This is a genomic window from Zoogloea sp. LCSB751 (genome assembly GCF_002028455.1).
In the GTDB taxonomy this organism is placed as follows: Bacteria; Pseudomonadota; Gammaproteobacteria; order Burkholderiales; family Rhodocyclaceae; genus Zoogloea.
In genome coordinates this window covers 58,230-81,612 of sequence record NZ_MWUM01000002.1, presented here as the reverse complement: position 1 = coordinate 81,612, position 23,383 = coordinate 58,230, and the positions used below count along the sequence as shown (strand labels likewise).

Genomic DNA, 23,383 nt, shown 5'->3' with positions numbered 1-23,383 from the left:
CCTTGCCGCTCATCACGCAACCACGCCCATGCCCCGCTACACCCACATCCTGTTCGACCTCGACGGCACCCTCATCGACTCCGCTCCGGCCATTCTGGCCAGCTTCCGCGACGCCTTCGCCCACGCCGGCCTGAACCCGGTGATCGCCATCGACGAGAGCATCATCGGCCCGCCGCTGCTGGAAACCCTGCAGCAGCTCAGCGGCAGCACCGACACGGCGCTGATCGCCCGCCTCGCCGACGGCTTCAAGACCAGCTACGACAGCGAAGGCTACAAGCAGACCGCCGCCTATGCCGGCGTCGGCGACATGGTCAAAGCCCTGAGGGAGGCCGGCCTGTCCCTGTCCATCGCCACCAACAAGCGCATCCACCCCACCCGCCTGATCCTCGCCCACCTGGGCTGGCTCGACTACTTCGACCACATCTACGCGCTGGACCTGTTCGAGCCGCGGCTGCCCAACAAGGCTGCGATGATCGCCCGCCTGCTGGCCGACCACGAATTGCCGAAGGACAGCGCCATCTACATCGGCGACCGCAGCGAGGACGGGGAATCGGCGGATGCCAACGGACTGCCGTTCATCGCGGCGACGTGGGGTTACGGAAGCATCGCGGCCGAAGCGCTGCCAGCCCACTGGCAGGCCGCCGCACAGCCCGGCCAGCTATCCGACGCCCTGCGCAAGGCCTGACCCTCCACGCACCCAGCCCCCAGGCCGGAGCCTGCGGCAGGACCACCGAAAGGAAATACCCGCACCATGAAAATCGCGCTGATCACGGGCATCACGGGCCAGGACGGATCCTATCTCGCTGAATTCCTGCTGCAGAAGGGCTACATCGTCCATGGCATCAAACGCCGGACCTCGCTCTTCAACACCCACCGGATCGACCACCTGTTCCAGGATCCACACCAGTCCGACGGTCGCTTCGTACTGCACCACGGCGACATGACCGACTCGTCGAGCCTGATCCGGATCATCCAGAAAGTCAGGCCGGACGAGATCTACAACCTGGCCGCCCAGAGCCATGTCGCCGTCAGCTTCGAGGAGCCGGAGTACACCGCCAACTCCGACGCCCTCGGCCCCCTGCGCATCCTGGAAGCCATCAAGATGCTCGGGCTCGAGGACCGGACCCGCTTCTACCAGGCCAGCACGTCCGAGCTCTACGGCCTCGTGCGGGAGACGCCGCAGCGGGAGACCACCCCCTTCTACCCCCGCAGCCCGTACGCAATCGCCAAGCTCTACGCCTACTGGATCACCATCAACTACCGGGAGGCCTACGGCATGTATGCCTGCAACGGCATCCTGTTCAATCACGAAAGTCCTGTCCGCGGCGAGACTTTCGTGACCCGGAAGATCACCCGGGCCATTGCGCGCATCAAGCTGGGCCTGCAGGACTGCCTGTATCTGGGCAACCTCGATTCGAAACGGGATTGGGGCCATGCCCGCGACTACGTCGAGATGCAATGGCTGATGCTGCAGCAGGACACGCCGGAGGATTTCGTGATCGCGACCGGCGTCCAGCACAGCGTGCGGGATTTCGTCGATGCCGCCGCCCGGGAGCTGGACATGTACATCAGGTGGGAGGGCAGCGGCACCGACGAAAAAGGGTACTGGGTGTCCGCCGATGGCACCCGGCACTCCCCACAACCGATCGTGGCCGTGGATCCACGCTATTTCAGGCCGACCGAAGTGGACAGCCTCCTCGGCGATGCCACCAGGGCGCGGGAAATACTCGGGTGGACCCCGAAAACAAGCTTTGCCGAACTGGTCGCGGAAATGGTGCGTGAAGATCTTTTGGAGGCCCAGCGGGACGAACTGGTCAAACAGCACGGTTTCAGTGCCTTCGATCATCACGAGTGATGACCGAAGGCGGGCAGCAGTAGGAGAACAATCGTGCGGATCTTCCTGACGGGCGGACGCGGCATGGTCGGCCGCAATTTCCTCGAACACCCCACCGCCCGGAGCCATGACATCCTGGCCCCGGACAGCACCGAGCTCGACCTGCGGGATGCCGCCGCGGTACACCGCTGGCTCGCGGCAAAGGCACCGGACATCATCGTTCATGCGGCAGGCAAGGTGGGCGGCATCCAGGCCAACCTGCGCGAGCCGGTCGCGTTCCTGGTGGACAACCTGGACATCGGACGCAACCTCGTACTGGCCGCACGTGCATGCGGCGTGAAGGCCCTCCTCAATCTCGGCAGTTCATGCATGTACCCGCGCGATGCAGCCAATCCGCTGTGCGAGGAGCGGATCCTGCACGGGGAGCTCGAGCCCACCAATGAAGGCTACGCCCTGGCCAAGATCGCCGTCGCCAAGCTATGCGAATACATCACCCGGGAAAACGCCGAGTACCAGTACAAGACCTTGATCCCCTGCAACATCTACGGCCGCCACGACAAGTTCGCGCCCGCTAGCGCGCACATGCTGCCCTCCATCATCCGCAAGCTCCACGAAGCGAAAACCGGTGGCCTCGAGCAGGTGGAAATATGGGGCTCCGGCGAGGCACGCCGGGAATTCATGTATGCCGGCGATCTGGCCGACTGCATGTGGCGCGCAGTGGAGCAATTCGAATCCCTGCCGCCGCTGATGAATGCCGGCCTGGGCCGTGACTGGACCGTCAATGAATACTATGCAATTGCCGCCCGCGTGATCGGCTATTCCGGCGGCTTTACCCACGACTTGACAAAGCCCGTGGGAATGCTGCAAAAGCTCGTCAGCATTGAGCGCAGTTCCCGCTGGGGTTGGCATGCCGCGACCCCCCTGGAGAAAGGCATTGAAATCACCTACGACTATTACCTGAAGGGTCCGGACCGATGAACAGCTTCAAGTACCCGCTTGCCACATCGAGCTGGGATGGTGCGGAAGAAGAAGCGATGCAGCGGGTCATCCGCTCCGGCATGTTCAGCATGGGGGCCGAGGTCCGGGCTTTCGAGGAAGCCTTTGCGCAATACATCGGCAGCCGGCATGCGGTAATGGTCAATTCGGGGTCATCCGCCAATCTGCTGATGGTCGCGGCCCTGTTTTATACGAAGGACAACCCACTCAAGAGAGGCGACGAGGTCATCGTCCCCGCGGTGTCCTGGAGTACGACCTATTACCCGCTTCACCAATACGGATTGAAACTGCGCTTCGTCGACGTCGACCTGAATACGCTCAATTACGATCTCGAACAACTGGCCTCCGCAATCAGCGGGAAGACGCGGCTTGTCATGGCCGTCAATCTTCTCGGCAATCCCAATGATTTCGACGTGATCCGCAAGCTGATTGCCGGCCGCGACATCCGCCTCATCGAAGACAATTGCGAATCGATGGGCGCCGAATTCGGTGGAAAGAAAGCCGGAACCTTCGGGGTCATGGGCAGCTTCAGCTCATTCTTCTCACACCACATTTCCACCATGGAAGGCGGCGTGGTTGTCACCGACGACGAAGAGCTGCACCACATCCTGCTTGCGCTGCGCGCCCACGGGTGGACCCGCAACCTGCCCAAGTTCAATCACGTCTGCGGCGAAAAGAGCGACGATCCGTTCAAGGAATCCTTCCGCTTCGTGCTGCCCGGTTACAACGTCCGCCCGCTGGAGCTGTCCGGTGCCATCGGCGTCGAGCAGGTGCGGAAGCTGCCCGGCCTGATTGCCGAACGCCGGCGGAATGGCGCCCGGCTGCAAGGTGCGCTGGCCGATCATCCACAACTGCTGATCCAGCGGGAAACCGGACGCAGCAGCTGGTTCGGATTCAGCCTCGTCATCCGGCCCGGATCGAAGCTGACCCGCGAGCAGTTGATCGCCAGGCTGGCGGGCGCCGGATTCGAATGCCGCCCGATCGTGGCAGGCAATTTCACCAAGAACGAAGTCATGCGATTTTTCGACGCCGAGGTGCACGGCGCACTCGACAATGCCGAACACATCGACCGGAACGGGCTGTTCGTCGGCAACCACCACTACCCCATTGCCGACGCCATCGACGAGCTCGGTCGGCTTTTCCAGTAGCGGTCTGCCCCGTCCGGCTCAACACGACGGCAGGCTTGCAGCACGACAGGGAAGCGCAGCACACCATGCAAAAAAGGACACTCGATGATTTACGTTAACATCCAGGGCGGGCTCGGGAATCAGCTATTTCAGTCTTGCTTCGGCCTCCTGGTGGAACAGCTGTCCGGGGTTCCGGCCCGGTTCCTGAATCACAGCTTCACGAACTACAGCTACGGATTCAAATACGAACTCGATTTGTTCCCCCACCTGCAGAACCGCGCGATTTCGCCGGACGTGATTCCGCCCGAGGCGATCATCCTGCGGGAGAACCAGAACGAGCTGGCCCCCGCAAACGCCCTCGGCCAGATTGCCCAGTTCGCCCGCGAACACAAGGACATCGTGCTTGACGGCTACTGGTCGAATGAAGCCTACTGGGCTGGCAATGAGGAATTCGTGCGTACCCTGGCGACGCCGGTCCCGCCCAACAGCGAGCTCGGCCAGCTCGGCACACAGATCAGGAACATGAACGCCATCGGCATTCATGTCCGCCGGCATGAATACGGACATCACGGCGTGGCGCGCATGGATTACTACCGGAATGCGCTGAAGGAAATACGGCGTATCCATGGCGATCTGCCCGCGCTGGTATTCACGGACGAATTCAATGTCTGCCAATTCGAATTCCAGGGCATTCCCAATATCGAGGTAGTCCGTGGCGATCCGAAAGATCCCTTCCTCGATTTCTATGCACTCTGCAGCTGCAGGCATTTCATCCTGTCGAATTCGTCCTATTCGTATTGGGGGGCGTTCATTGGAGAAACCCCCGATTCCATCGTCTACATGCCCTACCCGTTCTGCACCCACTCCAGTGCCACGGTCCTGCACCAACGGGCTCAGCGCTGGCATATCGTCGAAGGTGCGGTCCGGAAAGCCTGACAAGCACGGCGCAAGGCACGGGCTACGCGCAACACAACATGCAAAATGCTGATTGAGGTCATCGAGTGGGGAACGGAAGAGTCATATGGATAACCGGCTTGTCGGGAGCGGGGAAATCGACCCTCGCCCATGAAGTCGGCAAACACCTGCGGGCCCGCAACCCGGCGGTGGTCATGCTGGACGGGGACGAACTGCGCGAGGTTTTCGGCGCCACCGCCCAGAACAGCCGGAACCACGGGCGCGAAGGCCGCCTGGCCCTGGCCATGCAATACGCCCATTTGTGCCGGGTCCTGGCCCAGCAGGGGCTGACCGTCGTCATCGCCACCATCTCCCTGTTCCGGGAGGTGCATGCCTGGAACCGGCACCACCTGCCGGGGTATTTCGAAGCCTATTTGAAGGTGCCGCTGGAAGAATTGAGGAGACGCGACCCGAAGGGCATCTACCGCCGCTTCGATGCGGGCGAGCTCTCCGACGTGGCCGGGCTCGACCTGCCGATCGATGAACCCGAAGCTGCAGACTGGATCGCCGGATTCACACCGGGCGTCGACGTGGAGACACTGGCGTCCCGCTTACTGGAAACACTGGAAAGGGAAGGACAACAATGAAAACGGAATGGGACTACACGACGCTGGCCGACGCTTATCTGAAACGGCCGGACTACGCCGATGCGGCCATTGACGCGATGCTCTCCATCGCCGGCCTCCAGAAGGGCGACGCCGTTTGCGACGTGGGCGCCGGCGTTGCGCACCTGACCCTGATGCTGGCGGCGCGGGGCCTGAACGTCGTCGCCGTCGAACCCAACGACGCGATGCGCGCCAACGGCGTGACCCGCACCCGGGCACTGGGCAACGTGCGCTGGCATGAGGGCACCGGCGAACACACCGGCCAGGCCGGGCAGGCCTTCGACATGGTCACCTTCGGCAGTTCGTTCAACGTCTGCAACCGCCCCCTCGCACTGCAGGAGAGCGCCCGCATCCTCAAGCCCCGCGGCTGGTTTGCCTGCATGTGGAACCACCGCCACCTCGATGACCCGATCCAGGCCGAGATCGAGGCCATCATCAAGCGCCATGTGGCCGGCTACGGCTACGGCACGCGGCGTGAAGACCAGACCGCGGTCATCGACAGCAGCGGCCTGTTCGGCCCCGTCGTCCACCTCGACGCGCGGGTGATCCACGAGCAGACCGTAGCCGAATGCACGGAAGCCTGGCGCTCGCACGCCACGCTGGAACGCCAGGCCGGCGAGCGCTTCCACGAAGTTGTCGAGGCGATCGACCAGTATCTCAAGGGCCTCGGCGTGGCCACCATCCAGATCCCCTACTCCACCAACATCTGGGTCGCCCAACTGAACGGCTGACGCTCACCATGCCCATCACACTCGGCACCAAGGCCGGAACGCTCAAGCAGTTGCAGGGCCGGCTCCGGAGCGCACGGATTCCGCCGCTGGTGAGCTTCACGCAACAGGACTGGCAGTCCCGGCGCGGGGCCTGCCTCGCCGGCATCGGCGAGAGCATCGGCACCGGGCCGTGGATCGTCCGCTCCAGTTGCGGGCGCGAAGACAGCGCCGAAGCCTCATACGCCGGCGCCTTCCTGTCGGTGCCCGATGTGCGGGCAGAGGATCTGGAGGCCGCCATAGAAAGGGTGTTCCAGTCTTACGGCACAGCGCTGCCGACCGACGAAGTCCTGATCCAGCCCATGCTGAAGCAGGTGCTGCGCTCGGGCGTGGCGTTTTCCCATGATCCGAACACCTGCGCCCCATACCGCATCGTGAACTGGTCGGAAGGCAACGACACCGCGGCGGTCACCGGCGGCCTGGGCGGACGCATCTGGCAGCAGGCCGCCCAGGCGCCGCGGACGGCCACGCCCCCTACCCCCGCCCTGTCGGGCGTCATCGCGCTGCTCGACGAACTGTCCGCGCTGCTCGGCGAGGCGCCGCTCGACGTCGAGTTCGCGATGACGGCGGAGGACGACGGGGACGTGTTGTGGCTGCTGCAGGCGCGCCGCCTGGTGCTCCCCCAGCCGCCCGAGGCGGACCATGCCCAAACCACCCGCCTCCAGCTCATCCACGACAAAGTGGCGCGGGGCATGCGCCCCCACCCCTTTCTGATGGGACGGCGCACGGTCTATGGCGTCATGCCCGACTGGAACCCGGCCGAAATCGTCGGCATCCGCCCCAAGCCGCTGGCCTTGTCCCTGTACCGGGAACTGGTGACGGACTCGATCTGGGCCTACCAGCGCCACAACTACGGCTACCGCAACCTGCGCAGCTTTCCGCTGATGCCGCATTTCTTCGGCCTGCCCTATATCGACGTCCGGCTGTCCTTCAACTCCTTCATCCCCGCCGATCTCGACGAGGGCCTCGCCGGGCGACTGGTGGATCATTACATCGACCGCCTGCTGGCCGAACCCACCCTGCACGACAAGGTGGAGTTCGAGATCGTCTTCTCCTGCTACACGCTGGACCTCCCGGCGCGCCTCGAACGCCTGGCCGCCGCGGGCTTCTCCGCCCACGAGCGGGAGACCATCGCGCAGAGCCTGCGCAAGCTCACCAACCGCATCGTGCACCCCAAGGCCGGACTGTGGCGGGACGATGCCGCCAAGCTCGATACGCTGAAGACGCGGCGGGACGTCCTGTTCGCCTCCAACGCCGATCCACTGGAGCGCATCTACTGGCTGCTCGAGGATGCCAAGCGCTACGGCACCCTGCCCTTCGCCGGGCTGGCCCGGGCCGGCTTCGTGGCGGTCCAGCTGCTCAAGTCCCTGGTGGCCGTCGGCGTGTTCTCCCAGAGCGACTACGACGCCTTCATCGGCAGCGTGTCCACGGTGAGCGGCCAGCTGGCCCGCGACCGGGCCACGCTGGACCGCTACACCTTCCTGTCCCGCTACGGGCACCTGCGCCCCGGCACCTACGACATCCTGTCGCCGCGCTACGACGAGGCGCCCGAGCTGTATTTCGACTGGAGCCAGAAGCCCGGCGCACCGGAACCGTCCCACCCCTTCTCGCTGACCCTGCCGCAGATGCGGGACATCGTGAAGCTGCTCAACGAACATGGCCTGCAGCCCGATCCGGTCGGCCTGTTCGACTTCATGCAGGCCGGCATCGAACTACGCGAACTGGCGAAATTCCACTTCAGCCGCAACCTGTCCGATGCCCTCGCCCTGATCGCCGAGCTCGGCGCCCAATGGGGCTTCGAACGGGACGACCTGGCCTATTCCGACATCACGGTCTTCAAGGAGCTCCATGTCGCCGCCGCATCGCCTCGTGAGGCCCTGTTGCGCAGCATCGAGCGGGGCAAGGCCCAGTACGCCGAAACGCAGCGGATCTCGCTGCCGCCGCTGATCGCCCAGCCGGACGACGTGTGGGGCTTCGAGTGGCCGGAGACGGAACCCAACTTCATCACCCAGAAGCGCATCACCGCCCCGGTGATCGACTGCGATGCACGGGAGAAGCTGGCCGGTGCCATCGTCTGCATTCCCAACGCCGACCCCGGCTTCGACTGGCTGTTCGCCTATCCGATCGCCGGCCTGATCACCGCCTGGGGCGGTGCCAATTCGCACATGGCGATCCGCGCCGGCGAACTGGGACTGCCGGCCGTCATCGGCGCTGGCGAAGTGCTGTACCGCCGCTGGTCCGGCGCCCGCCACCTGCATCTCGACTGCGCCGGCCGGCGGGTGGAGATCCTGGATTGAAACGGGTTGCCGTCAGCCAGCGGGTCGATGCCTGGCCGGACCGGGGCGAAGTCCGCGATGCCCTCGATCAACGCCTCGTCGCATTCATTGCCGCGGCCGGTGGCCTGGCCATTCCGGTCCCGAACGCACTGGCCGCGGCGGATGCGCTCCCCGCCTGGCTGGCGGCCGTCGCCCCCGATGCCGTGGTGCTGTCCGGCGGCAATGACATCGGCGAGATTCCGACGCGGGATCGCACCGAAGGCCTCCTGCTCGACCACGCGCAGCAGCAGGGCCTGCCGACCCTGGGCATCTGCCGCGGCATGCAGATGCTGGCCTGGCATGCAGGCACCCCCCTTAAACGGGTCGCAGGGCATGTGCGCCGGCGGCATCAGCTCTCCGGCCGCATCGTGGGCGAGGTCAACAGCTTCCATCAATTCGCCCTGGCCGACTGCCCGGCCGGTTTCGAGGTCCTGGCCCGCTCGGAAGATAGTGAAATCGAAGCCATCGGCCATCGGACTCTGCCGTGGGAGGGGTGGATGTGGCACCCCGAGCGCGAAGCCGTTTTCTGCCCTGCCGACATCGCGCGTTTCCGCGCCCTGCTGAGCCCGGACCAATCATTGCCGGCGTCGCGCGGCCTATGTTAAAAGCTTTGCGCGACCATTCGACGAAGACTCCGCCGCCGTGGGCCGGCTGTACATACACACCGACTTGAGACCCCTATGACCCGAGCCGTAATCCTTGCTGCCGGTCGCGGCAGCCGCATGGGCGACATGACTGCCGAACATCCCAAATGCTTCACCCTGCTGCAGGGTCGCCGCCTGCTGGACTGGCAACTCGGCGCCTTGAGGGCCGCCGGCATTTCCGAGATCGCCATCGTCCGCGGCTACAAGGGCGAAAAATTTGCCGAACCGGTCCGCTATTTCGAGAACCCGCGCTGGCACGAAACCAACATGGTCCGCACCCTCGCCGCCGCACACGAATGGCTGGCCAGCGGGGACTGCATCGTCAGCTACAGCGACATCTTCTACTCGGCGGAAACCGTACGCCGCCTCGCGGCCTGCCCGGAAGCGCTGTGCATCTCCTACGACACAGACTGGCTTGCCCTCTGGCAAAAACGTTTTGCCGATCCCCTGCAGGACGCGGAGACTTTCCGGCTCAAGCCGGACGGCACACTGGCCGATATCGGGCAGAGGAGCGACCGGCTGGACACCATCGAGGGGCAGTACATGGGGCTTCTCAAGCTGACCCCGGCAAGCTGGCGGGACATCGCAGCCCACCTTGACGGGCTCGGGGCTGCCGCTGACCGACTCGACATGACATCCCTGCTCCGCCGGGGGCTGGAACAGGGCTGGCGCATCGGCACCGTCCCGGCCAGCGGCCCGTGGGGCGAAGTCGATTCGGCCAGCGATCTCGACGCCTATTCCGACATCGACCTCCATGACATTGCCAATTAACGACCTGAAGCGTCACAACGCCCCCCTCGACCCCGAGCTGCGGTCGGCCATCGGGCGCGTCCTCGAACGCGGCTACTACGTGCTTGGCCCGGAGAACAAGGCGTTCGAACAGGAGTTCGCAGCCTACCTCGGCACACCGGATGCAGTCGGCGTCGGCAATGGCACCGATGCACTGGAGCTGGCCCTGCGCGCAGCCGGAGTCGGCCCCGGACGCGAAGTCGTCACGGTCGCCAATGCCGGCATGTATGCCAGTACGGCCATCCGCGCGACAGGCGCAACGCCGGTCTATGTGGACGTCCGGGCCGACACACTGCTGGTCGATCCCGACCTGCTGGCGGCCGCCATCACGCCGGCGACGGGCGCCATCGTCGTGACCCACCTTTATGGCCGGATGGCCGACGTGGAACGCCTCGTCCCCGTCGCCCATCAGCGTGGCATCCCCGTCATCGAGGACTGCGCCCAGGCCCACGGCGCCCGCCGGCAGGGACGCGCCGCCGGCAGTTGGGGAGATCTGGCCGCGTTCAGCTTCTATCCGACCAAGAATCTCGGCGCGCTGGGTGACGGTGGCCTGGTAACCGGGCAGGACCCCGCCCTGCTGGCCCGGGTCAGGCACCTGCGCCAGTACGGGTGGACGACCCAGAAGTACGAATGCCGGGAAGCCGGCGGCAGGAACAGTCGCCTGGATGAAATCCAGGCCGCCGTCCTGCGCGTCAAGCTCCCCCACCTGGATGCCTGGAACCAGCGCCGCCGGGCCATCGTGTCCCTCTACCGGGAAGGGCTCAAGGATATCGGCTGGCAATTGCCACCCGCTCCCGCCGAAGACGATGTAGCCCACCTGTGCGTGGTGCGCCCGCGGCAACGGGACACGGTGCGGGCCGTCCTGCAGGAACACGGCATCGGCAGCGACGTTCATTATCCGATTCCGGATCACCTGCAGCCCGCCTACGCTGACGAGGGCCGGCCAGCGCTGCCGGTCACGGAGGACGCCGCGCGGGGCATCCTGAGTCTGCCGTGCTTCCCCGAAATGACCAACGACGAAGTCGCCACCGTGATCCAGGCCTGCCGGATCGCCTCCCAGAAGGAATGCCCGAAGTGAGCCATTTCATTCATCCGCAAGGCATCTGCGAAAGCCCCCGGATCGGGGCCGGTACGCGGATATGGGCGTTCGCGCACGTACTGCCCGGCGCGACCATCGGTGCCGACTGCAATATCTGCGACAACGTGTTCATCGAAAACGATGTCGTTCTCGGCGACCGGGTCACCGTCAAGTGCGGCGTGCAACTGTGGGACGGGCTGCGCGTCGGCAACGATGTCTTCATCGGCCCCAACGCCACCTTCACCAACGACCCCTTCCCGCGCAGCAAACGCCAGCCCGAACGCTTCTCGCCGACCACCATCGAGCACAACGCCTCGATCGGCGCCAATGCCACGATCCTGCCGGGACTGACCATCGGCCAGTATGCAATGGTCGGCGCCGGATCCGTCGTGACCCATTCGGTCCCGCCCTACGCCATCGTGGTCGGCAACCCGGCGCGGATCGTGGGCTACACCACCACGACGGCGGAAGGCATCACGGCGCGGGCGGACAGCCCGCCCGCGCACACGCCATCACGGGTCCGCGGGGTTGTACTGAAGGAGTTCCCGCGTCACCAGGACATGCGCGGCAGCCTGACCGTCGGCAACTTCGCCACCGACATTCCGTTCTCACCGCGCCGCTACTTCATGGTCTTCGACGTCCCCAGCCGCGACGTCCGCGGCGAGCATGCGCACAAGGCCTGCGAGCAGTTCCTGATCTGCACCAAGGGCAGTGTCCGGGTCGTGGCAGACGACGGCAAGGATCGCCAGGAGTTCCTGCTCAACAGCAGCAGCAAGGGCCTGTACCTGCCTCCGATGACCTGGGCCAGCCAGTACGCCTATTCGGCCGACGCCGTCCTGCTGGTGTTCGCGTCCCATGAATATGACGCCGCCGACTACATCCGCAACTACGACGAATTCCTCGAGCAGGCGAACGGCGGGGAGAGCGCAACGTGAGCCGGTCCGTCATCTGTTACTGCCACCATGTTTCGCATGTCTTCAACCTCGGTGAGATTCCCGCCATGCTGGCCGCCCGGGGTTGGCGCGTGCGCTGGCTCAACGCCTTTCCGGCTTCGTCCATGCCGGGCCCCCGGGCTTCAGGCATCGACTATCAGTTCGACGTTCCGCTGGAGACCCTGGGGCAGGAGAGCGCGTCGCTCTACCTGACGCCCCTGGTTGCCCAGTCGGCTCACTTCCCGCGCAATGCGCTGCGCGTGCATTTCCTGGTTTCGCTGACCAGCCTGGAAGGCGTCTACGACGAGGGCATGTTCGACCATTACGACGCCATCGTCTGCGCCGGCCATCACCACATCGAGGAGTTCGAAGCCCTCGCCCGGCGACGGGGTCTGGCCGACAAACTGCTGCTGCGCGTCGGCTATCCCAAGCTCGACGGCCAGCGCCGCCAGTTGCAGGCGTCCGGCCTCACGCCTCCGGAAAGCCCCCTCACCGTCGTCTTCGCTCCGACCCACGCCTATTACATCAACAGCCGTTTTTCGATAGTCGGCCAATACGGCCGGAAGATCGTCGGGACCCTGATCGACGCCGGCGTCAAGGTTGTCTTCCGCCCCCACGTGGAATCCTGGCGCGACCAGGATCGTACCGAGGTGGAAGGCATCGTCAGCCAGTTCGACGGCCACCCCCTGTTTGCCCTGGACCGCTCGGGCAACTACTTCGAAACCTACGCGCAGAGCCACCTGATGCTCACCGACATCTCGGGCACGGGTTTCACCTACGCCTTCACATTCGGCCGGCCGGCCCTGTTCTTCGCCCCCGATCCGGCATCCGAGGCTGGCAAGAAGGGCATCCAGTTCGAGCGCCGGGAGAACATCGGCCTCGTCGTCAGAAAACTGGACGACCTCCTCCCCGGAATCCTGGCCGCCCATCGCCACTCCGGCTTCCTGCAGACCCAGATTGCGGGGTTCCGGGATTACCTGCTGTTCAATGTCGGCAGCAGCGAGACCAACTTCGTCGAACACGCCCTGCCCCTTCTTGAAGCGCGGTCGGCCGCCAAACATCAGCGTTAATTTTTGCGCAGGAACACACCATGTCCCAGAGCCCGCGACCCGACATCACGGTCGCCATCATGTCGTACAACAATGCGCGCTTCATTTCGCACACCATCGACTCGGTCCTGGCGGAAACCGGCGTGCAGCTGGAGTTGATCGTTTTCGACGACCGCTCTTCCGACGACTCGCTCGCCGTGCTCGAACGCTACACGACCGACCCCCGCTTCAGCTTCGTGGTGAACGAGCAGAACCTGGGCATGATGGGCAACTACAACCGCTGCGTCGATGCGGGCAGCGGGCGCTATGTGGTGGTACTGGGGTCCGACGACCTCGTGTATCCCGGACATCTGTCCGCACTCTTTGCGGCCCTTGAGCTGCATCCCGAGTCGTCCCTCGCCTACACCCAGTGCAACTGGATCGACGAAAACGGCAGCCTGGTCCGCCACGCCGACCATCCCGGCCACCTGCCCCACTCCTATTTCGGCCACCGGGACGAGGTCGTCGACCTGCTGATCCACGACAACTACATCACGCCGTCGGCCGTCATGTTACGGCGCAGCATCCTGGACCAAGTCCGCCTGTCCGACGGCAATGTGCACGCCTCCGACATGATGGCCGGTGACTGGGAGCTATGGACACGGATCGCGCGGACCGCCCCTGATTTCATCTTCCTCCGCCAGACCACCCTCGGTTACCGGATCCACGGCGGCCAGGTGTCCCAGAGCTTCTATCGGTCAGACAAACCCCTGGCCGAACACACCCGCATCCTGGAGCTCAATCTCGCCGATCCGGCGGCCCGCCAGCGCCTGCAGAAATCCGCGGCGCCGGTGTGGGAACACTACCAGCGCCGCCTCGCCAGCTATCCGCAGGACATCCAGGAAAAGTACGCAGCGCGCGGCGATGCCATCCGGCACCTGCTGTTTCCCCGCGCCGGTCATGCAGCCGGTGCGACACCACTGTTCAGCGTCATCGTCACGACCTTCAACCGGCCGCAGCTGCTCATCGACACCCTGCGCAGCATCGACGAACAATCGTTCCTGGATTTCGAAATCATCCTGGTCAACGACTGCGGCGAGCCCGTCGAGCATCTGCTGAACCAGTTCTCGACACCCGTCTCCCTGATCCGCCACGGCGTGAACAAAGGTCTCAGCGCAGCCCGCAACACCGGCCTGAAACTGGCCCGCGGCCAGTACGTGGTTTACCTGGACGACGATGACCTGATGTTGCCGGATCATCTGGAGACGCTGGCCGGCGCCATCCAGTCGCACCCCGACAGCGTCGTGTATGTCGATGCGGATTACGTCAATGAGACCCTCGATGGCCGACGACGCATCGAGCACAGCCGCGGAAATCCCCTTCTGCACGACGCCTTCTCGGCCGACCGTCTGGCGGTTCAGAACTTCATCCCGGTCAACACCTTCAGCCACCCGCGTGCGATCGTCGACCGGATCGGCGGCTTCGACGAATCCCTGCCGGCCCTCGAAGACTGGGAGTTTCTGCTGCGCCTGTCTGACTCGCTGCCGTTCTGCCATATCCGCCGGACGACGGTGGAAGTGCGCACGCGCGTCAATGCCGCCGGCAGCCACATGCTGGACCGGGAGCAGAACCGGCTGCCCGAACTCTATCAGGCGGTCTACGCCCTGCACCCGACGACCGACAGGGACATACGCCAGGCGCGCGCCCAGCTCCTGGCACGCTTCGAGGAAACGCGCAGGGCGGCAAAAAATGCCGCCCGAATCGCCGGCAAGGACGAGGGCACACCCGAAACCGAACAGGGCGCCGCAGAAGCGGACCGGCACAACTACGCGGTCTGGCGCTCGCGCCAGACGCTGCAGGAGATCGACGCCCAGGTGCTGGCCGAACGGATGGTGCTCACCTGGACCCAACACCCGGGCATCCACCTGCTGCTGGCCCTGCATGCCGGCGAGGAGAACCTCCTGGCGGACACGCTGGACAGCCTCCCGCCGCAGCTTTACACCAACTGGCTGCTGACCATCGTCACGGACCTCGCAGCTCCCGCGGGACTGGCCGATGCGCCGAACGTGCAATGGCTGTCACTGCGCGATGCTGCCCATATCGATTATGTCATCGACGAGATGGCAGCAGCATCGCCGGGGGCCTGGCTGGCCCGTATCGAACCCGGACTGGTGCTCGAACCTCATGCGCTGCAGGTCATCGCCGACTACGTCAATGCCCGCCCGGCATGGAAGCTGATCTACTGCGACGAAGACACGTTGCAGGAGGACGGCAGCTACACCGACCCGCTGTTCAAACCCGATCTGAATCTCGACCTGCTGCGATCCCAGGCCTACTTCGGCAGTCTGGTGCTGGTCGCCAAGGAGAGTTTTCTCGCCAGTGGCCGCTATGGCGCACACAAGGGGGCGGAGAATTATGACATTGCCCTGCGCGTCCTCGACCAGGAAGGAGAAGGAGCGATCGGGCATGTCAGCCAGGTACTCGCCCACTTGTCCCGCCACACCCTGCGCTCCCTTGCTCCCGAAGCCGAAAAGACGGCCTTGCAGGACCACCTGGCGAGACGGCAACTGAGCGCGGACGTGCTCGACGGAGCGCTGTTCGGCACGCGCCGGGTCCAGTATCGCTGGCCCACCACGCCCCTCGTCAGCATCGTCATCCCGACGCGGGACAGGGAGGAATACCTGCGTCCGCTCATCGAGGGCATCGAGGAACGGACCCGCTATCCAAACTACGAGATCATTGTTGTAGACAATGACAGCAACGACCCGGACACCATCAGGTACTTGAACACCCTGCGGGAAAATCCCCTGGACCACCCGGTCAGGGTGCTTTCCTGCCCGGGCGAATTCAGCTGGGGGGCCAGCGCGAATACCGGCGCCGCCGCCGCCGCCGGCGACTACCTGTTCTTCCTCGACAACGACACCCATATCGTCCAGGACGATTGGCTCGAACGGCTGATGGCCTTTGCCCAGCGCCCCGAAGTGGGCATCGTCGCCCCTCGCCTGACCTATCCGGAAACTGCGAAAGTTCAGGATGCCGGCACGATCCTTGGACTCTACGGAATTGCAGGAAGTCCCTGGAACAACAATGCGGAAATCACCGATCCGGGCTACATGGGACGCGCCCTGTGCGACCAGAACCTCAGTGCGGCCAGCGGCTCGGCGCTGCTGGTCCGACGCAGCGTGTTCGTGCAGCTCCAGGGAATCGACAGCCACACCTTCCCCCTCTTCCACGGCGCCCTCGATTTGTGCCTGCGCGCCGGCGAACAGGGCCACAAGATCGTGTGGACGCCCTACGCGACGCTGGTCCACTACAACAGCATTTCCATCACCGCCCGGCAACGCAAGCTGGAAGTCAAGCTGGCTGACCTGAAGGCCGCGCAGGACGCCAGCGACGCCTTGCTCCAGCGCTGGATGTCGCGCCTCGCCAACGATACGGCCTACAACCGCAACCTGAGCCTGGCCATCCCCTACAAGCCGGACCACATCAGCCCCATCGACTGGGACCCGCAGTTCCACGACCGTCCCCGCATCCTGGCCACGCCGGTCCCCGGTGGAGCCGGCGAATACCGCCTGCGGGCGCCGCTGCGCAACATCAGCCAGGCCGGGCTCGCACACACCATGATCAGCGAGCCGCCAAAGGCCTTCACCATGCGGATCCTCACCCCCATCGAGATCGCGCGCGCCGCGCCCGACGTGCTGATCATGCACCAGCCCCTCGACGACATGCAGAGCGACGCCCTCGACGGCTACGCGCGCCATTTCCCGAAGCTGCGCCGCATCCTGACGATCGATGACCTGGTGACCGATCTGCCGCGGAAGCACCCGCTGTACAGGAACGGCTACAAGGACGGGCGCCAGCGCCTGCGCAGAAACCTGTCGCGGGTAGACCGGGCCGTCGTCAGCACCCCGCCGCTGGCCGACCTGTGCGCCGACATGATCGAAGACATCCGGGTCATGCCGAACACCCTGGAGTGGTCCCTGTGGGGCGACGCGGCGCCACCGCGGAATCCGCGGCGGAAACCCCGCGTGGGCTGGGCAGGCGCCCAGCAGCATCACGGCGACTTGGAACTCATCTACCCGGTCGTGGAAGCGCTCGCCGATGAAGTGGACTGGATCTTCATGGGCATGTGCCCTGACGCGCTGAAGCCCTTTGTCCGTGAAGACCGCGGCTTCGAGCTCGATTACCGCAAGTATCCGCAGGCCCTCGCCGCAATGGACCTGGATCTGGCCATCGCCCCGCTGGAGATCCATCCCTTCAACGAAGCCAAGAGCAACCTGCGCCTGCTTGAATACGGGGTGATGGGCTGGCCCGTGATCTGCACCGACATCTTCCCCTACCAGAGTGCGCCGGTAACGCGTCTGCGCAACGATCCAGACCTGTGGATCCGGACCATCCGTGAGCAGCTTGCCGAACCGGAAGCCCTGAAGCAGGCCGGCCTGGCCCTGCAGCACTGGGTCAAGACAGGCTTCATCCTGGAGAATCACACCGCGAGCTGGTTTGCGGCCTACGGGCCATGAAGGCCAACGCCCCCAAACCATCAAGCATATCGGCACCGGTAGAAAATGCGTTGAAGTTACATTTTTGCGCTAAAGCTTTGCGTGTTCTGGCCGCTATTGCTAGCCAAGCGGCAATCCGCCACAACACCAAAAATCCCGCAAAAAGAAAAAAGTCAACATTTTTCTAAAGTCTTTTCAGATCATCCCGTTAATGGTCTCAACAGCGGTTGCCTTACACTCACCGGGCAAGGCGAACCAAAGTTAGGCCGAGACGCTTAAGACTTGAACGGAATGAAGGAGAACCAAAATGGCTGCCACAATCAACACCAACTCAATGTCGCTGAATGCTCAGCGCAACTTGTCTTCGTCCCAGGCGGGCCTTTCCAAGGCCGTTCAACGCCTGTCTTCGGGCTTGCGCATCAACAGCTCCGCGGACGACGCCGCCGGTCTGGCCATTGCCGACCGCATGAACTCCCAGGCCAAGGGCTTTGACGTAGCCATCCGCAACGCCAACGACGGCATCTCCATGGCGCAGACCGCTGAAAGCGCGATGCAGGCCATTACCGACAACCTCCAGCGGATGCGCGAACTGGCCGTGCAGGCTGCCAACGGCACCTACACCAGCGGCGACCGCTCCAGCCTGGATCTCGAATTCCAGCAGCTGAACCAGGAAATCGCTCGTGTCGTGGGCGGCACCACCTTCAATGGCCAGAGCGTTCTGGGCTCCGGCGTGTCCTTCACGTTCCAGGTTGGCGCAGGCACTGCCAGCACCGACTCGATCTCCGTGACCAGCGCACAGGTTGGCCTGTCCAGCGCGAGCTTTGGTTCGACGACTGCCGGTGCTCTGTCCGGCTCCGGGATTTCCGCCAGCGTGGGCGCGGCCCAGTCTGCCATCGCATCGATCGATGCGGCCATCGACACCCTCAACACCGCCCGCGCCAACTGGGGTGCCGTGCAGAACCGCTTCTCCTCCGTCGTGCAGACCCTGCAGGTCGCCTCCGAAAACGCCAAGTCGTCCCGCGGCCGTATCATGGATGCCGACTTCGCCCAGGAAACCGCCAACATGACCCGCGGCCAGATCCTGCAACAGGCCGGTACGGCCATGGTCGCCCAGGCCAACAGCATGCCGAACAACGTGCTGTCCCTGCTGCGCTAATCCAGCCTCTAGAGTCCGCCGCAGCAGGCGCCGCACCTTCAAAAGGTGCGGCGCTCTCTGCATAAATGGGAGATCACCATGAGCATTCAACCCGTCGGCCCCGGTGCTGCGCAGCAGTTTTCGCCACCGGCACGCCCATCCACCAGCGTGGACGGCACCCGTCAGGCAGATGCTGCAACTCCAAGCGGCGACACTCAGGCGGTAAAAGCGGCCAATCAGGCCGAGAATACGCAGCTCACACCGGACCAGCTCGCCCAGGCGGTCACGCAGATTCAGGACGTCATCAAGCAGACGGCACAGAGCTTGCAGTTTTCGATCGACAAGGACACCGGGAGCACGGTAGTCAAAGTTGTCGATACCGAATCGAAGAAAGTGCTCCGCCAGATTCCGTCGGAAGAAGTGCTGGCAATCGCCAAGGCGCTCGACAAGTTGCAAGGCCTGCTCGTCAGGCAAAAGGTCTGAGTACCGACGAGTGCTTGCAGGACATCAACCCACCCGCAAGGTGGGTTTTTTTCTGGAAGGAACCTGCAACAACTGGCACGGTCCATGCTGATTAGATGCAGTCACGCTGACGCACTCAAGTTTCCTTTGCGCCAGCCGTAATCGCAATCAGCAGGAACACCGCATCACGGGGGTGCGTCATGGCAAGTATTTCATCTGCAGGTCTCGGCTCGGGCCTTAACGTCGAGTCGCTGGTTACCGGCCTGATGTCGGTTGAAAAACAACCGCTTAGCCGGCTGCAGACGCAGCAATCCAGCTATCAATCCAAAATTTCGGCAATCGGTACGCTGAAAAGCGCCCTTTCGTCCCTGCAAGCGGCAGCGAAAGCCCTCACGCCGACCACGGGCCAGACGGCAACGGCATCTTTTTCCGCCTACAAGGCAACTTTTGCCGACTCGACGATTGCCTCCGCCACGGCCAGCAATTCCGCGGTCGCAGGTACTTACGCCATCGACGTCACGTCCCTGGCTACCAATCAGCGCCTCGCCCTGAACACGACCTACACTGCCGGAGCGACAGCGCTCGACTTTGGATCGGACAGCTCCCGCACCCTGACATTGACGCTGGCGTCCGGCACCACGTCGACCATCACGCTGGACAGCAGCCAGAACACGCTCACCGCCGTGCGCGATGCGATCAACAATGCCAATGCGGGCGCCAGTGCGAGCATCGTCACCGACACCAATGGCAAGCAGAATCTGCTGTTGACCGCCACCACGGGCGGCACGGCCAGTACCGTCACCCTTGGCGGAACAGCCACATTCGTCGACCCCGCCAATCCGGGTACGCCGGTCGCAGCGGGAAGCGCCTTTACGCAGACCCTGGCGGCAACCGATGCGGTCGTCAAGATCCAGGGGGTGTCGATCGCCACCAAGGGCAATACCATCACCAGCGCCCTCGATGGTATCGACCTGACCGTCAACAAGACGGGCTCGACAACCCTGACCGTCACGCGTGACACGTCGGACCTGAAGGACAAACTGAACGCCTTCGTAACGGCGTACAACAACCTGAATTCGTCGATCAAGAGCCTCGGCGCCTACGATCCGACCACCAAGACCTCGGCCATCCTCAACGGCGATGCCTCCCTGCGCACCATTCAGTCGCAGGTGCGCTCCGCACTGACCAGCACGCCTGCGAGCCTGTCCGGCAGTGCATATCAGACCTTGAGCTCCCTAGGCGTATCGTTCCAGAGCGATGGCAGCCTGAAGGTGGACAGCACCAAATTCGACAAGGCTGCCAGCACCGACTTCTCGGCCGTCGCGACCGCCATTGGCGCCTACGGCAGCGCGCTGAAGACGACGACGACCGACCTGCTTGGAACGAGTGGTGTGATTGCCAGCCGGACCGACGGCCTCAATGCCAGCGTGAAGGGCATCAGCAAACGGATCGATGCAATCAACAACCGTCTGGCGATCATCGAACAAACCTACCGGACCCAATTTACGGCGCTCGACACCACGATGACCAGCATGGGTACAACGAGCACTTACCTCACGCAGCAACTCGCGCTCCTCAGCAAATAAGCCGTAAAGCCCAACCCAAACGGAGAACAAGATGTCGTTCGGCCTCGCCGCCCGTCGTGCCGCCGCAGCCTACAGCGAAGTCGGTTTCGAAACCGGGGTTTCCACTGCCGATCCGCACAAGCTGATCCTGATGCTGTTTGAAGGCGCCCTTCTGCAGATCGGCACCGCTACGGCGGCCCTCGAAGCACAGAATATCCCCGCCAAAGGCAAGGCCATCTCCCACGCGATCGAAATCATCGGCAACGGCCTCAAGGTCAGTCTCGATTACGAAGCGGGCGGGGATCTCGCCGAACGCCTTGGCGCCCTGTACGACTACATGATGCAGCGACTCCTCTACGCCAACCTGCACAACAGCAAGCCGGCCCTCGACGAAGTCGCCAAGTTGCTCACCGAACTGAAAGGCGCCTGGGAAGAAATCGGCACCCCCGACCAGGCCAACCGTTAAGACCGCCGGAGATACCTGCATGAGTTCCCTTGCCCTCCTGGAACAAATGAGCACCTACTCGACCGAGATGGTCGATGCTGCCCGCGCCAACGACTGGGATCGCCTCACCCGCCTCGAGCGGCAGGTGGCATCCCTGCGCGATCGTCTTGGCGTCGAAGAAGCCCTCGCATTTCCGGGCCGCCAGAGACGCATGTCCGAGGAAGAACGCCAGAAAAAAGTGGCTCTGATCCGCCGCATCCTCGATGACGACAAGGAAGTGCGCGTACACACCGAACCCTGGATGGACAACGTGCGCCAATTGCTGTCCGGCGGCACGAAGGAACGGAACGTACGCAAGGCCTACGGCGACCCCGACAAGAGTTAAGCGCAGGGGCAGGCAGGTGGTTTCACCATGATCCCCGGCGACCTCGCCTCCCGCCTGCGGATGCTCACGGAGGCGAGCTTCTTCTCCGGTGAGCCCACCGTCGCCCCGACTGCCCGCGTCCGGGCCGTCACGTCCATCCTGCCCGACTTCACGCCGGGGCAGCGCATCACGGCCAGCCTGCAATCGGTCGCCCAGGATAATACCTATCACGCCCGTATCGATGGACGCGAAGTCATCCTGTCCCTGCCCCAATCGGTGAAAGCGGGGGACACCCTCGAACTCATCGTCAGCAAGGTCACGCCCCAGGCGGTCATGGCGACCCTGGCCCAACCGACCATTGAAACAGCCACACCCAGCCAAGCCGCCCTCAGCCAGACCGGTAAACTGATCAGTTTCCTGCTGACGGGGCAGCCGGCCGTGCCCAGCGCCAGCCTCAATGGCGGCCAACCCTTGCTGCCAAGCGCCCCCCAAACCCCTGCCGCCACGGCCCAGCTGGCTGGCCAGCTCGGGACGGCGGTCACGGAGAGTGGCCTGTTCTACGAGGCCCACCAGGCCCGCTGGCTTTCCGGGCAACTGGACACATCAGCCCTGCGCAAGGAACCCCAGGGCAGCATGCCGGCGACGCCCCAGGCACCGACGACTGGAGCCCAGCTCCCAAGCCCATCCCCGACCGGAGGACCGCTGCCGGACCTGGTAACGCCCCAGCCCACCCGGGAGACACTCCTGAGCGGTGCTCAGGAAGCGGCCAGCAGCCAGGCAAATGCAGCCTCCGTTGGTGGAAAAACCGACAATGCCGCGCCGATCGCCGAAAAACTGTTGTCCATCGTGCATCAGCAACTGGACACCCTGGCCACCCACCAGGCGGTCTGGCAAGGGCAGATCTGGCCGGGGCAGACCATGGAATGGGAAATTGAAGATCCGTCCCGCGACGAGAGGAGCGCCGACAGCGACGACGAGGAACCCGAAGCCTACTGGAACTCGACCCTGCGGCTGACCCTGCCGAGTCTCGGCGGCATCGAAGCCCGGCTGCACCTGACCCCTGCCGGCGTGGCGGTGCGTCTGCTCGCCGACGACAGCACCACGCGCGATACGCTGCAGTCCGGCGAGTCACGCCTCGCCGATGCGCTATCCGCCGCCAATGTGCCACTCACCGGGCTGGTTGCCGAGCTCCGGAGCACGCAGTGAACCGCCCCGAGGCCCCGTCTGAAGTACGCGCCGAAGCGGTCGCGCTGGCCTACAACGCCAGCACGTCGGCGCCTACGGTGGTCGCCAAGGGGCGTGGCCTGATCGCCACGGAGATCATCGCCCGCGCCAAGGAAGCCGGAGTCTATGTACACGAATCCCCCGAACTCGTGGCGCTCCTGATGCAGGTGGATCTGGACACCCGAATTCCACCCGAACTCTACGTGGTGGTGGCGGAACTGCTGGCCTGGCTGTACAGCCTGGAGCAAGGCACCCAAAAGACCGCGGCCCCGGGAAACGGGGCCGCGCAAACGGTACAGAACTAAACAGCCTCAGGGCTTGGGCGGAACGTAGCCGCCGATTTGATCGGCACCGCCACCGAAGAAATAACGCTCCATCTGTTCGGCCAGATACTTGCGCGCGCGTGCATCCATCAGGTTCAGGCGGTTCTCGTTGATCAGCATGGTCTGATGCTTGACCCACTGCTGCCAGCCTTCCTTGGAAACGTTCTCGAAGACCTTCTTGCCGAGTTCGCCGGGAATCGGCGGCAGATCCAGACCTTCGGCCTCACGACCGAGCTTCACACAGTTGACCATGCGTGCCATGTTTCTTCACCTCTCGAATTGGGATTCCGGAGCAGC

At 64.1% G+C, this 23,383-nt stretch carries 23 protein-coding genes; 22 read left to right on the top strand and 1 reads right to left on the bottom strand.

Features of this window, described 5'->3' with window-relative positions:
- The first annotated feature begins 28 nt into the window (after positions 1-28).
- The 22 genes from B4920_RS03270 (at position 29) to B4920_RS03170 (ending at position 23,068) form a co-directional block, all read left to right on the top strand.
- Positions 29-685 carry an HAD family hydrolase gene (locus B4920_RS03270; RefSeq protein WP_079433188.1) on the top strand — a complete coding sequence of 219 codons (657 nt, stop codon included), beginning with the start codon at positions 29-31 and terminating at the stop codon, positions 683-685.
- Positions 686-751: 66 nt separating this feature from the next.
- Positions 752-1,855 (top strand): GDP-mannose 4,6-dehydratase, encoded by a 1,104-nt coding sequence (gene gmd, locus B4920_RS03265; protein ID WP_079433187.1) that lies wholly within the window; start codon positions 752-754, stop codon positions 1,853-1,855.
- Positions 1,856-1,888: 33 nt separating this feature from the next.
- The gene (locus B4920_RS03260) at positions 1,889-2,812 is read left to right on the top strand and encodes an NAD-dependent epimerase/dehydratase family protein (RefSeq protein ID WP_079433186.1); all 924 of its coding nucleotides are present in this window, start codon (positions 1,889-1,891) and stop codon (positions 2,810-2,812) included.
- Positions 2,809-3,978 carry a DegT/DnrJ/EryC1/StrS aminotransferase family protein gene (locus B4920_RS03255; RefSeq protein ID WP_079433185.1) on the top strand — a complete coding sequence of 390 codons (1,170 nt, stop codon included), beginning with the start codon at positions 2,809-2,811 and terminating at the stop codon, positions 3,976-3,978. The genes B4920_RS03260 and B4920_RS03255 overlap by 4 nt, the downstream gene beginning before the upstream one ends.
- An 84-nt stretch (positions 3,979-4,062) precedes the next feature.
- Positions 4,063-4,893 (top strand): alpha-1,2-fucosyltransferase, encoded by an 831-nt coding sequence (locus tag B4920_RS03250; RefSeq protein WP_079433184.1) that lies wholly within the window; start codon positions 4,063-4,065, stop codon positions 4,891-4,893.
- A 65-nt stretch (positions 4,894-4,958) separates the two neighbouring features.
- A complete protein-coding gene (locus B4920_RS03245) occupies positions 4,959-5,498 on the top strand; it encodes an adenylyl-sulfate kinase (protein ID WP_079433183.1) in 540 nt (179 codons plus the stop codon).
- Positions 5,495-6,247: a class I SAM-dependent methyltransferase gene (locus tag B4920_RS03240; RefSeq protein WP_079433182.1), complete on the top strand. Its 753-nt coding sequence runs from the start codon at positions 5,495-5,497 to the stop codon at positions 6,245-6,247. Before B4920_RS03245 ends, B4920_RS03240 begins: the two co-directional genes overlap by 4 nt.
- Positions 6,248-6,255: 8 nt before the next feature.
- Positions 6,256-8,580, top strand: coding sequence for a PEP-utilizing enzyme (locus B4920_RS03235; protein WP_079433181.1), 2,325 nt, complete (start codon positions 6,256-6,258; stop codon positions 8,578-8,580).
- The gene (locus B4920_RS03230; protein WP_079433180.1) at positions 8,577-9,203 is read left to right on the top strand and encodes a gamma-glutamyl-gamma-aminobutyrate hydrolase family protein; all 627 of its coding nucleotides are present in this window, start codon (positions 8,577-8,579) and stop codon (positions 9,201-9,203) included. The genes B4920_RS03235 and B4920_RS03230 overlap by 4 nt, the downstream gene beginning before the upstream one ends.
- Before the next feature lie 75 nt (positions 9,204-9,278).
- Complete coding sequence (locus tag B4920_RS03225; protein ID WP_079433179.1) at positions 9,279-10,013, top strand: NTP transferase domain-containing protein; 735 nt, start codon at positions 9,279-9,281, stop codon at positions 10,011-10,013.
- Positions 9,997-11,109 carry a DegT/DnrJ/EryC1/StrS aminotransferase family protein gene (locus tag B4920_RS03220; RefSeq protein WP_079433178.1) on the top strand — a complete coding sequence of 371 codons (1,113 nt, stop codon included), beginning with the start codon at positions 9,997-9,999 and terminating at the stop codon, positions 11,107-11,109. Before B4920_RS03225 ends, B4920_RS03220 begins: the two co-directional genes overlap by 17 nt.
- Positions 11,106-12,044: a WxcM-like domain-containing protein gene (locus B4920_RS30730; RefSeq protein WP_079433177.1), complete on the top strand. Its 939-nt coding sequence runs from the start codon at positions 11,106-11,108 to the stop codon at positions 12,042-12,044. The genes B4920_RS03220 and B4920_RS30730 overlap by 4 nt, the downstream gene beginning before the upstream one ends.
- Positions 12,041-13,111, top strand: a complete 1,071-nt coding sequence (locus B4920_RS03210) for a CDP-glycerol glycerophosphotransferase family protein (protein ID WP_079433176.1) — start codon at positions 12,041-12,043, stop codon at positions 13,109-13,111. The genes B4920_RS30730 and B4920_RS03210 overlap by 4 nt, the downstream gene beginning before the upstream one ends.
- 20 nt (positions 13,112-13,131) lie before the next feature.
- The gene (locus tag B4920_RS03205; RefSeq protein WP_079433175.1) at positions 13,132-17,589 is read left to right on the top strand and encodes a glycosyltransferase; all 4,458 of its coding nucleotides are present in this window, start codon (positions 13,132-13,134) and stop codon (positions 17,587-17,589) included.
- Entirely contained in the window at positions 17,586-17,756 is a 171-nt protein-coding gene (locus B4920_RS29425) for a hypothetical protein (protein ID WP_161493229.1), read from the top strand. The genes B4920_RS03205 and B4920_RS29425 overlap by 4 nt, the downstream gene beginning before the upstream one ends.
- A gap of 119 nt (positions 17,757-17,875) precedes the next feature.
- Positions 17,876-18,724, top strand: a complete 849-nt coding sequence (locus B4920_RS03200; protein ID WP_079433174.1) for a flagellin — start codon at positions 17,876-17,878, stop codon at positions 18,722-18,724.
- Positions 18,725-18,802: 78 nt separating this feature from the next.
- A complete protein-coding gene (locus B4920_RS03195) occupies positions 18,803-19,186 on the top strand; it encodes a flagellar protein FlaG (RefSeq protein WP_079433173.1) in 384 nt (127 codons plus the stop codon).
- A 179-nt stretch (positions 19,187-19,365) separates the two neighbouring features.
- The gene (gene fliD, locus B4920_RS03190) at positions 19,366-20,751 is read left to right on the top strand and encodes a flagellar filament capping protein FliD (RefSeq protein WP_079433172.1); all 1,386 of its coding nucleotides are present in this window, start codon (positions 19,366-19,368) and stop codon (positions 20,749-20,751) included.
- 31 nt (positions 20,752-20,782) lie between these two features.
- A complete protein-coding gene (gene fliS, locus B4920_RS03185) occupies positions 20,783-21,196 on the top strand; it encodes a flagellar export chaperone FliS (RefSeq protein WP_079433171.1) in 414 nt (137 codons plus the stop codon).
- A 19-nt stretch (positions 21,197-21,215) separates the two neighbouring features.
- Positions 21,216-21,560 carry a flagellar protein FliT gene (locus B4920_RS03180; protein WP_079433170.1) on the top strand — a complete coding sequence of 115 codons (345 nt, stop codon included), beginning with the start codon at positions 21,216-21,218 and terminating at the stop codon, positions 21,558-21,560.
- A 27-nt stretch (positions 21,561-21,587) separates the two neighbouring features.
- Positions 21,588-22,745, top strand: coding sequence for a flagellar hook-length control protein FliK (locus tag B4920_RS03175; protein WP_079433169.1), 1,158 nt, complete (start codon positions 21,588-21,590; stop codon positions 22,743-22,745).
- On the top strand, positions 22,742-23,068 hold the full coding sequence (locus B4920_RS03170; RefSeq protein WP_079433168.1) for an EscU/YscU/HrcU family type III secretion system export apparatus switch protein: 327 nt from the start codon (positions 22,742-22,744) through the stop codon (positions 23,066-23,068). Before B4920_RS03175 ends, B4920_RS03170 begins: the two co-directional genes overlap by 4 nt.
- Positions 23,069-23,074: 6 nt before the next feature.
- Here B4920_RS03170 and B4920_RS03165 read toward each other — a convergent pair whose 3' ends face one another.
- Positions 23,075-23,347, bottom strand: a complete 273-nt coding sequence (locus B4920_RS03165) for an oxidative damage protection protein (protein ID WP_079433167.1) — start codon at positions 23,345-23,347, stop codon at positions 23,075-23,077.
- Positions 23,348-23,383: the final 36 nt, after the last annotated feature.

Excerpts from the sequence above, each read along its gene's own strand:
- B4920_RS03270 (WP_079433188.1), top strand. The coding sequence starts at position 29 with ATGCCCCGCTACACCCACATCCTGTTCGACCTCGACGGCACCCTCATC.
- gmd (WP_079433187.1), top strand. The coding sequence starts at position 752 with ATGAAAATCGCGCTGATCACGGGCATCACGGGCCAGGACGGATCCTAT.
- B4920_RS03255 (WP_079433185.1), top strand. The coding sequence starts at position 2,809 with ATGAACAGCTTCAAGTACCCGCTTGCCACATCGAGCTGGGATGGTGCG.
- B4920_RS03250 (WP_079433184.1), top strand. The coding sequence starts at position 4,063 with ATGATTTACGTTAACATCCAGGGCGGGCTCGGGAATCAGCTATTTCAG.
- B4920_RS03240 (WP_079433182.1), top strand. The coding sequence starts at position 5,495 with ATGAAAACGGAATGGGACTACACGACGCTGGCCGACGCTTATCTGAAA.
- B4920_RS03235 (WP_079433181.1), top strand. The coding sequence starts at position 6,256 with ATGCCCATCACACTCGGCACCAAGGCCGGAACGCTCAAGCAGTTGCAG.
- B4920_RS03225 (WP_079433179.1), top strand. The coding sequence starts at position 9,279 with ATGACCCGAGCCGTAATCCTTGCTGCCGGTCGCGGCAGCCGCATGGGC.
- B4920_RS03220 (WP_079433178.1), top strand. The coding sequence starts at position 9,997 with ATGACATTGCCAATTAACGACCTGAAGCGTCACAACGCCCCCCTCGAC.
- B4920_RS03205 (WP_079433175.1), top strand. The coding sequence starts at position 13,132 with ATGTCCCAGAGCCCGCGACCCGACATCACGGTCGCCATCATGTCGTAC.
- B4920_RS29425 (WP_161493229.1), top strand. The coding sequence starts at position 17,586 with ATGAAGGCCAACGCCCCCAAACCATCAAGCATATCGGCACCGGTAGAA.
- B4920_RS03200 (WP_079433174.1), top strand. The coding sequence starts at position 17,876 with ATGGCTGCCACAATCAACACCAACTCAATGTCGCTGAATGCTCAGCGC.
- B4920_RS03195 (WP_079433173.1), top strand. The coding sequence starts at position 18,803 with ATGAGCATTCAACCCGTCGGCCCCGGTGCTGCGCAGCAGTTTTCGCCA.
- fliD (WP_079433172.1), top strand. The coding sequence starts at position 19,366 with ATGGCAAGTATTTCATCTGCAGGTCTCGGCTCGGGCCTTAACGTCGAG.
- fliS (WP_079433171.1), top strand. The coding sequence starts at position 20,783 with ATGTCGTTCGGCCTCGCCGCCCGTCGTGCCGCCGCAGCCTACAGCGAA.
- B4920_RS03180 (WP_079433170.1), top strand. The coding sequence starts at position 21,216 with ATGAGTTCCCTTGCCCTCCTGGAACAAATGAGCACCTACTCGACCGAG.
- B4920_RS03175 (WP_079433169.1), top strand. The coding sequence starts at position 21,588 with ATGATCCCCGGCGACCTCGCCTCCCGCCTGCGGATGCTCACGGAGGCG.
- B4920_RS03165 (WP_079433167.1), bottom strand. The coding sequence starts at position 23,347 with ATGGCACGCATGGTCAACTGTGTGAAGCTCGGTCGTGAGGCCGAAGGT.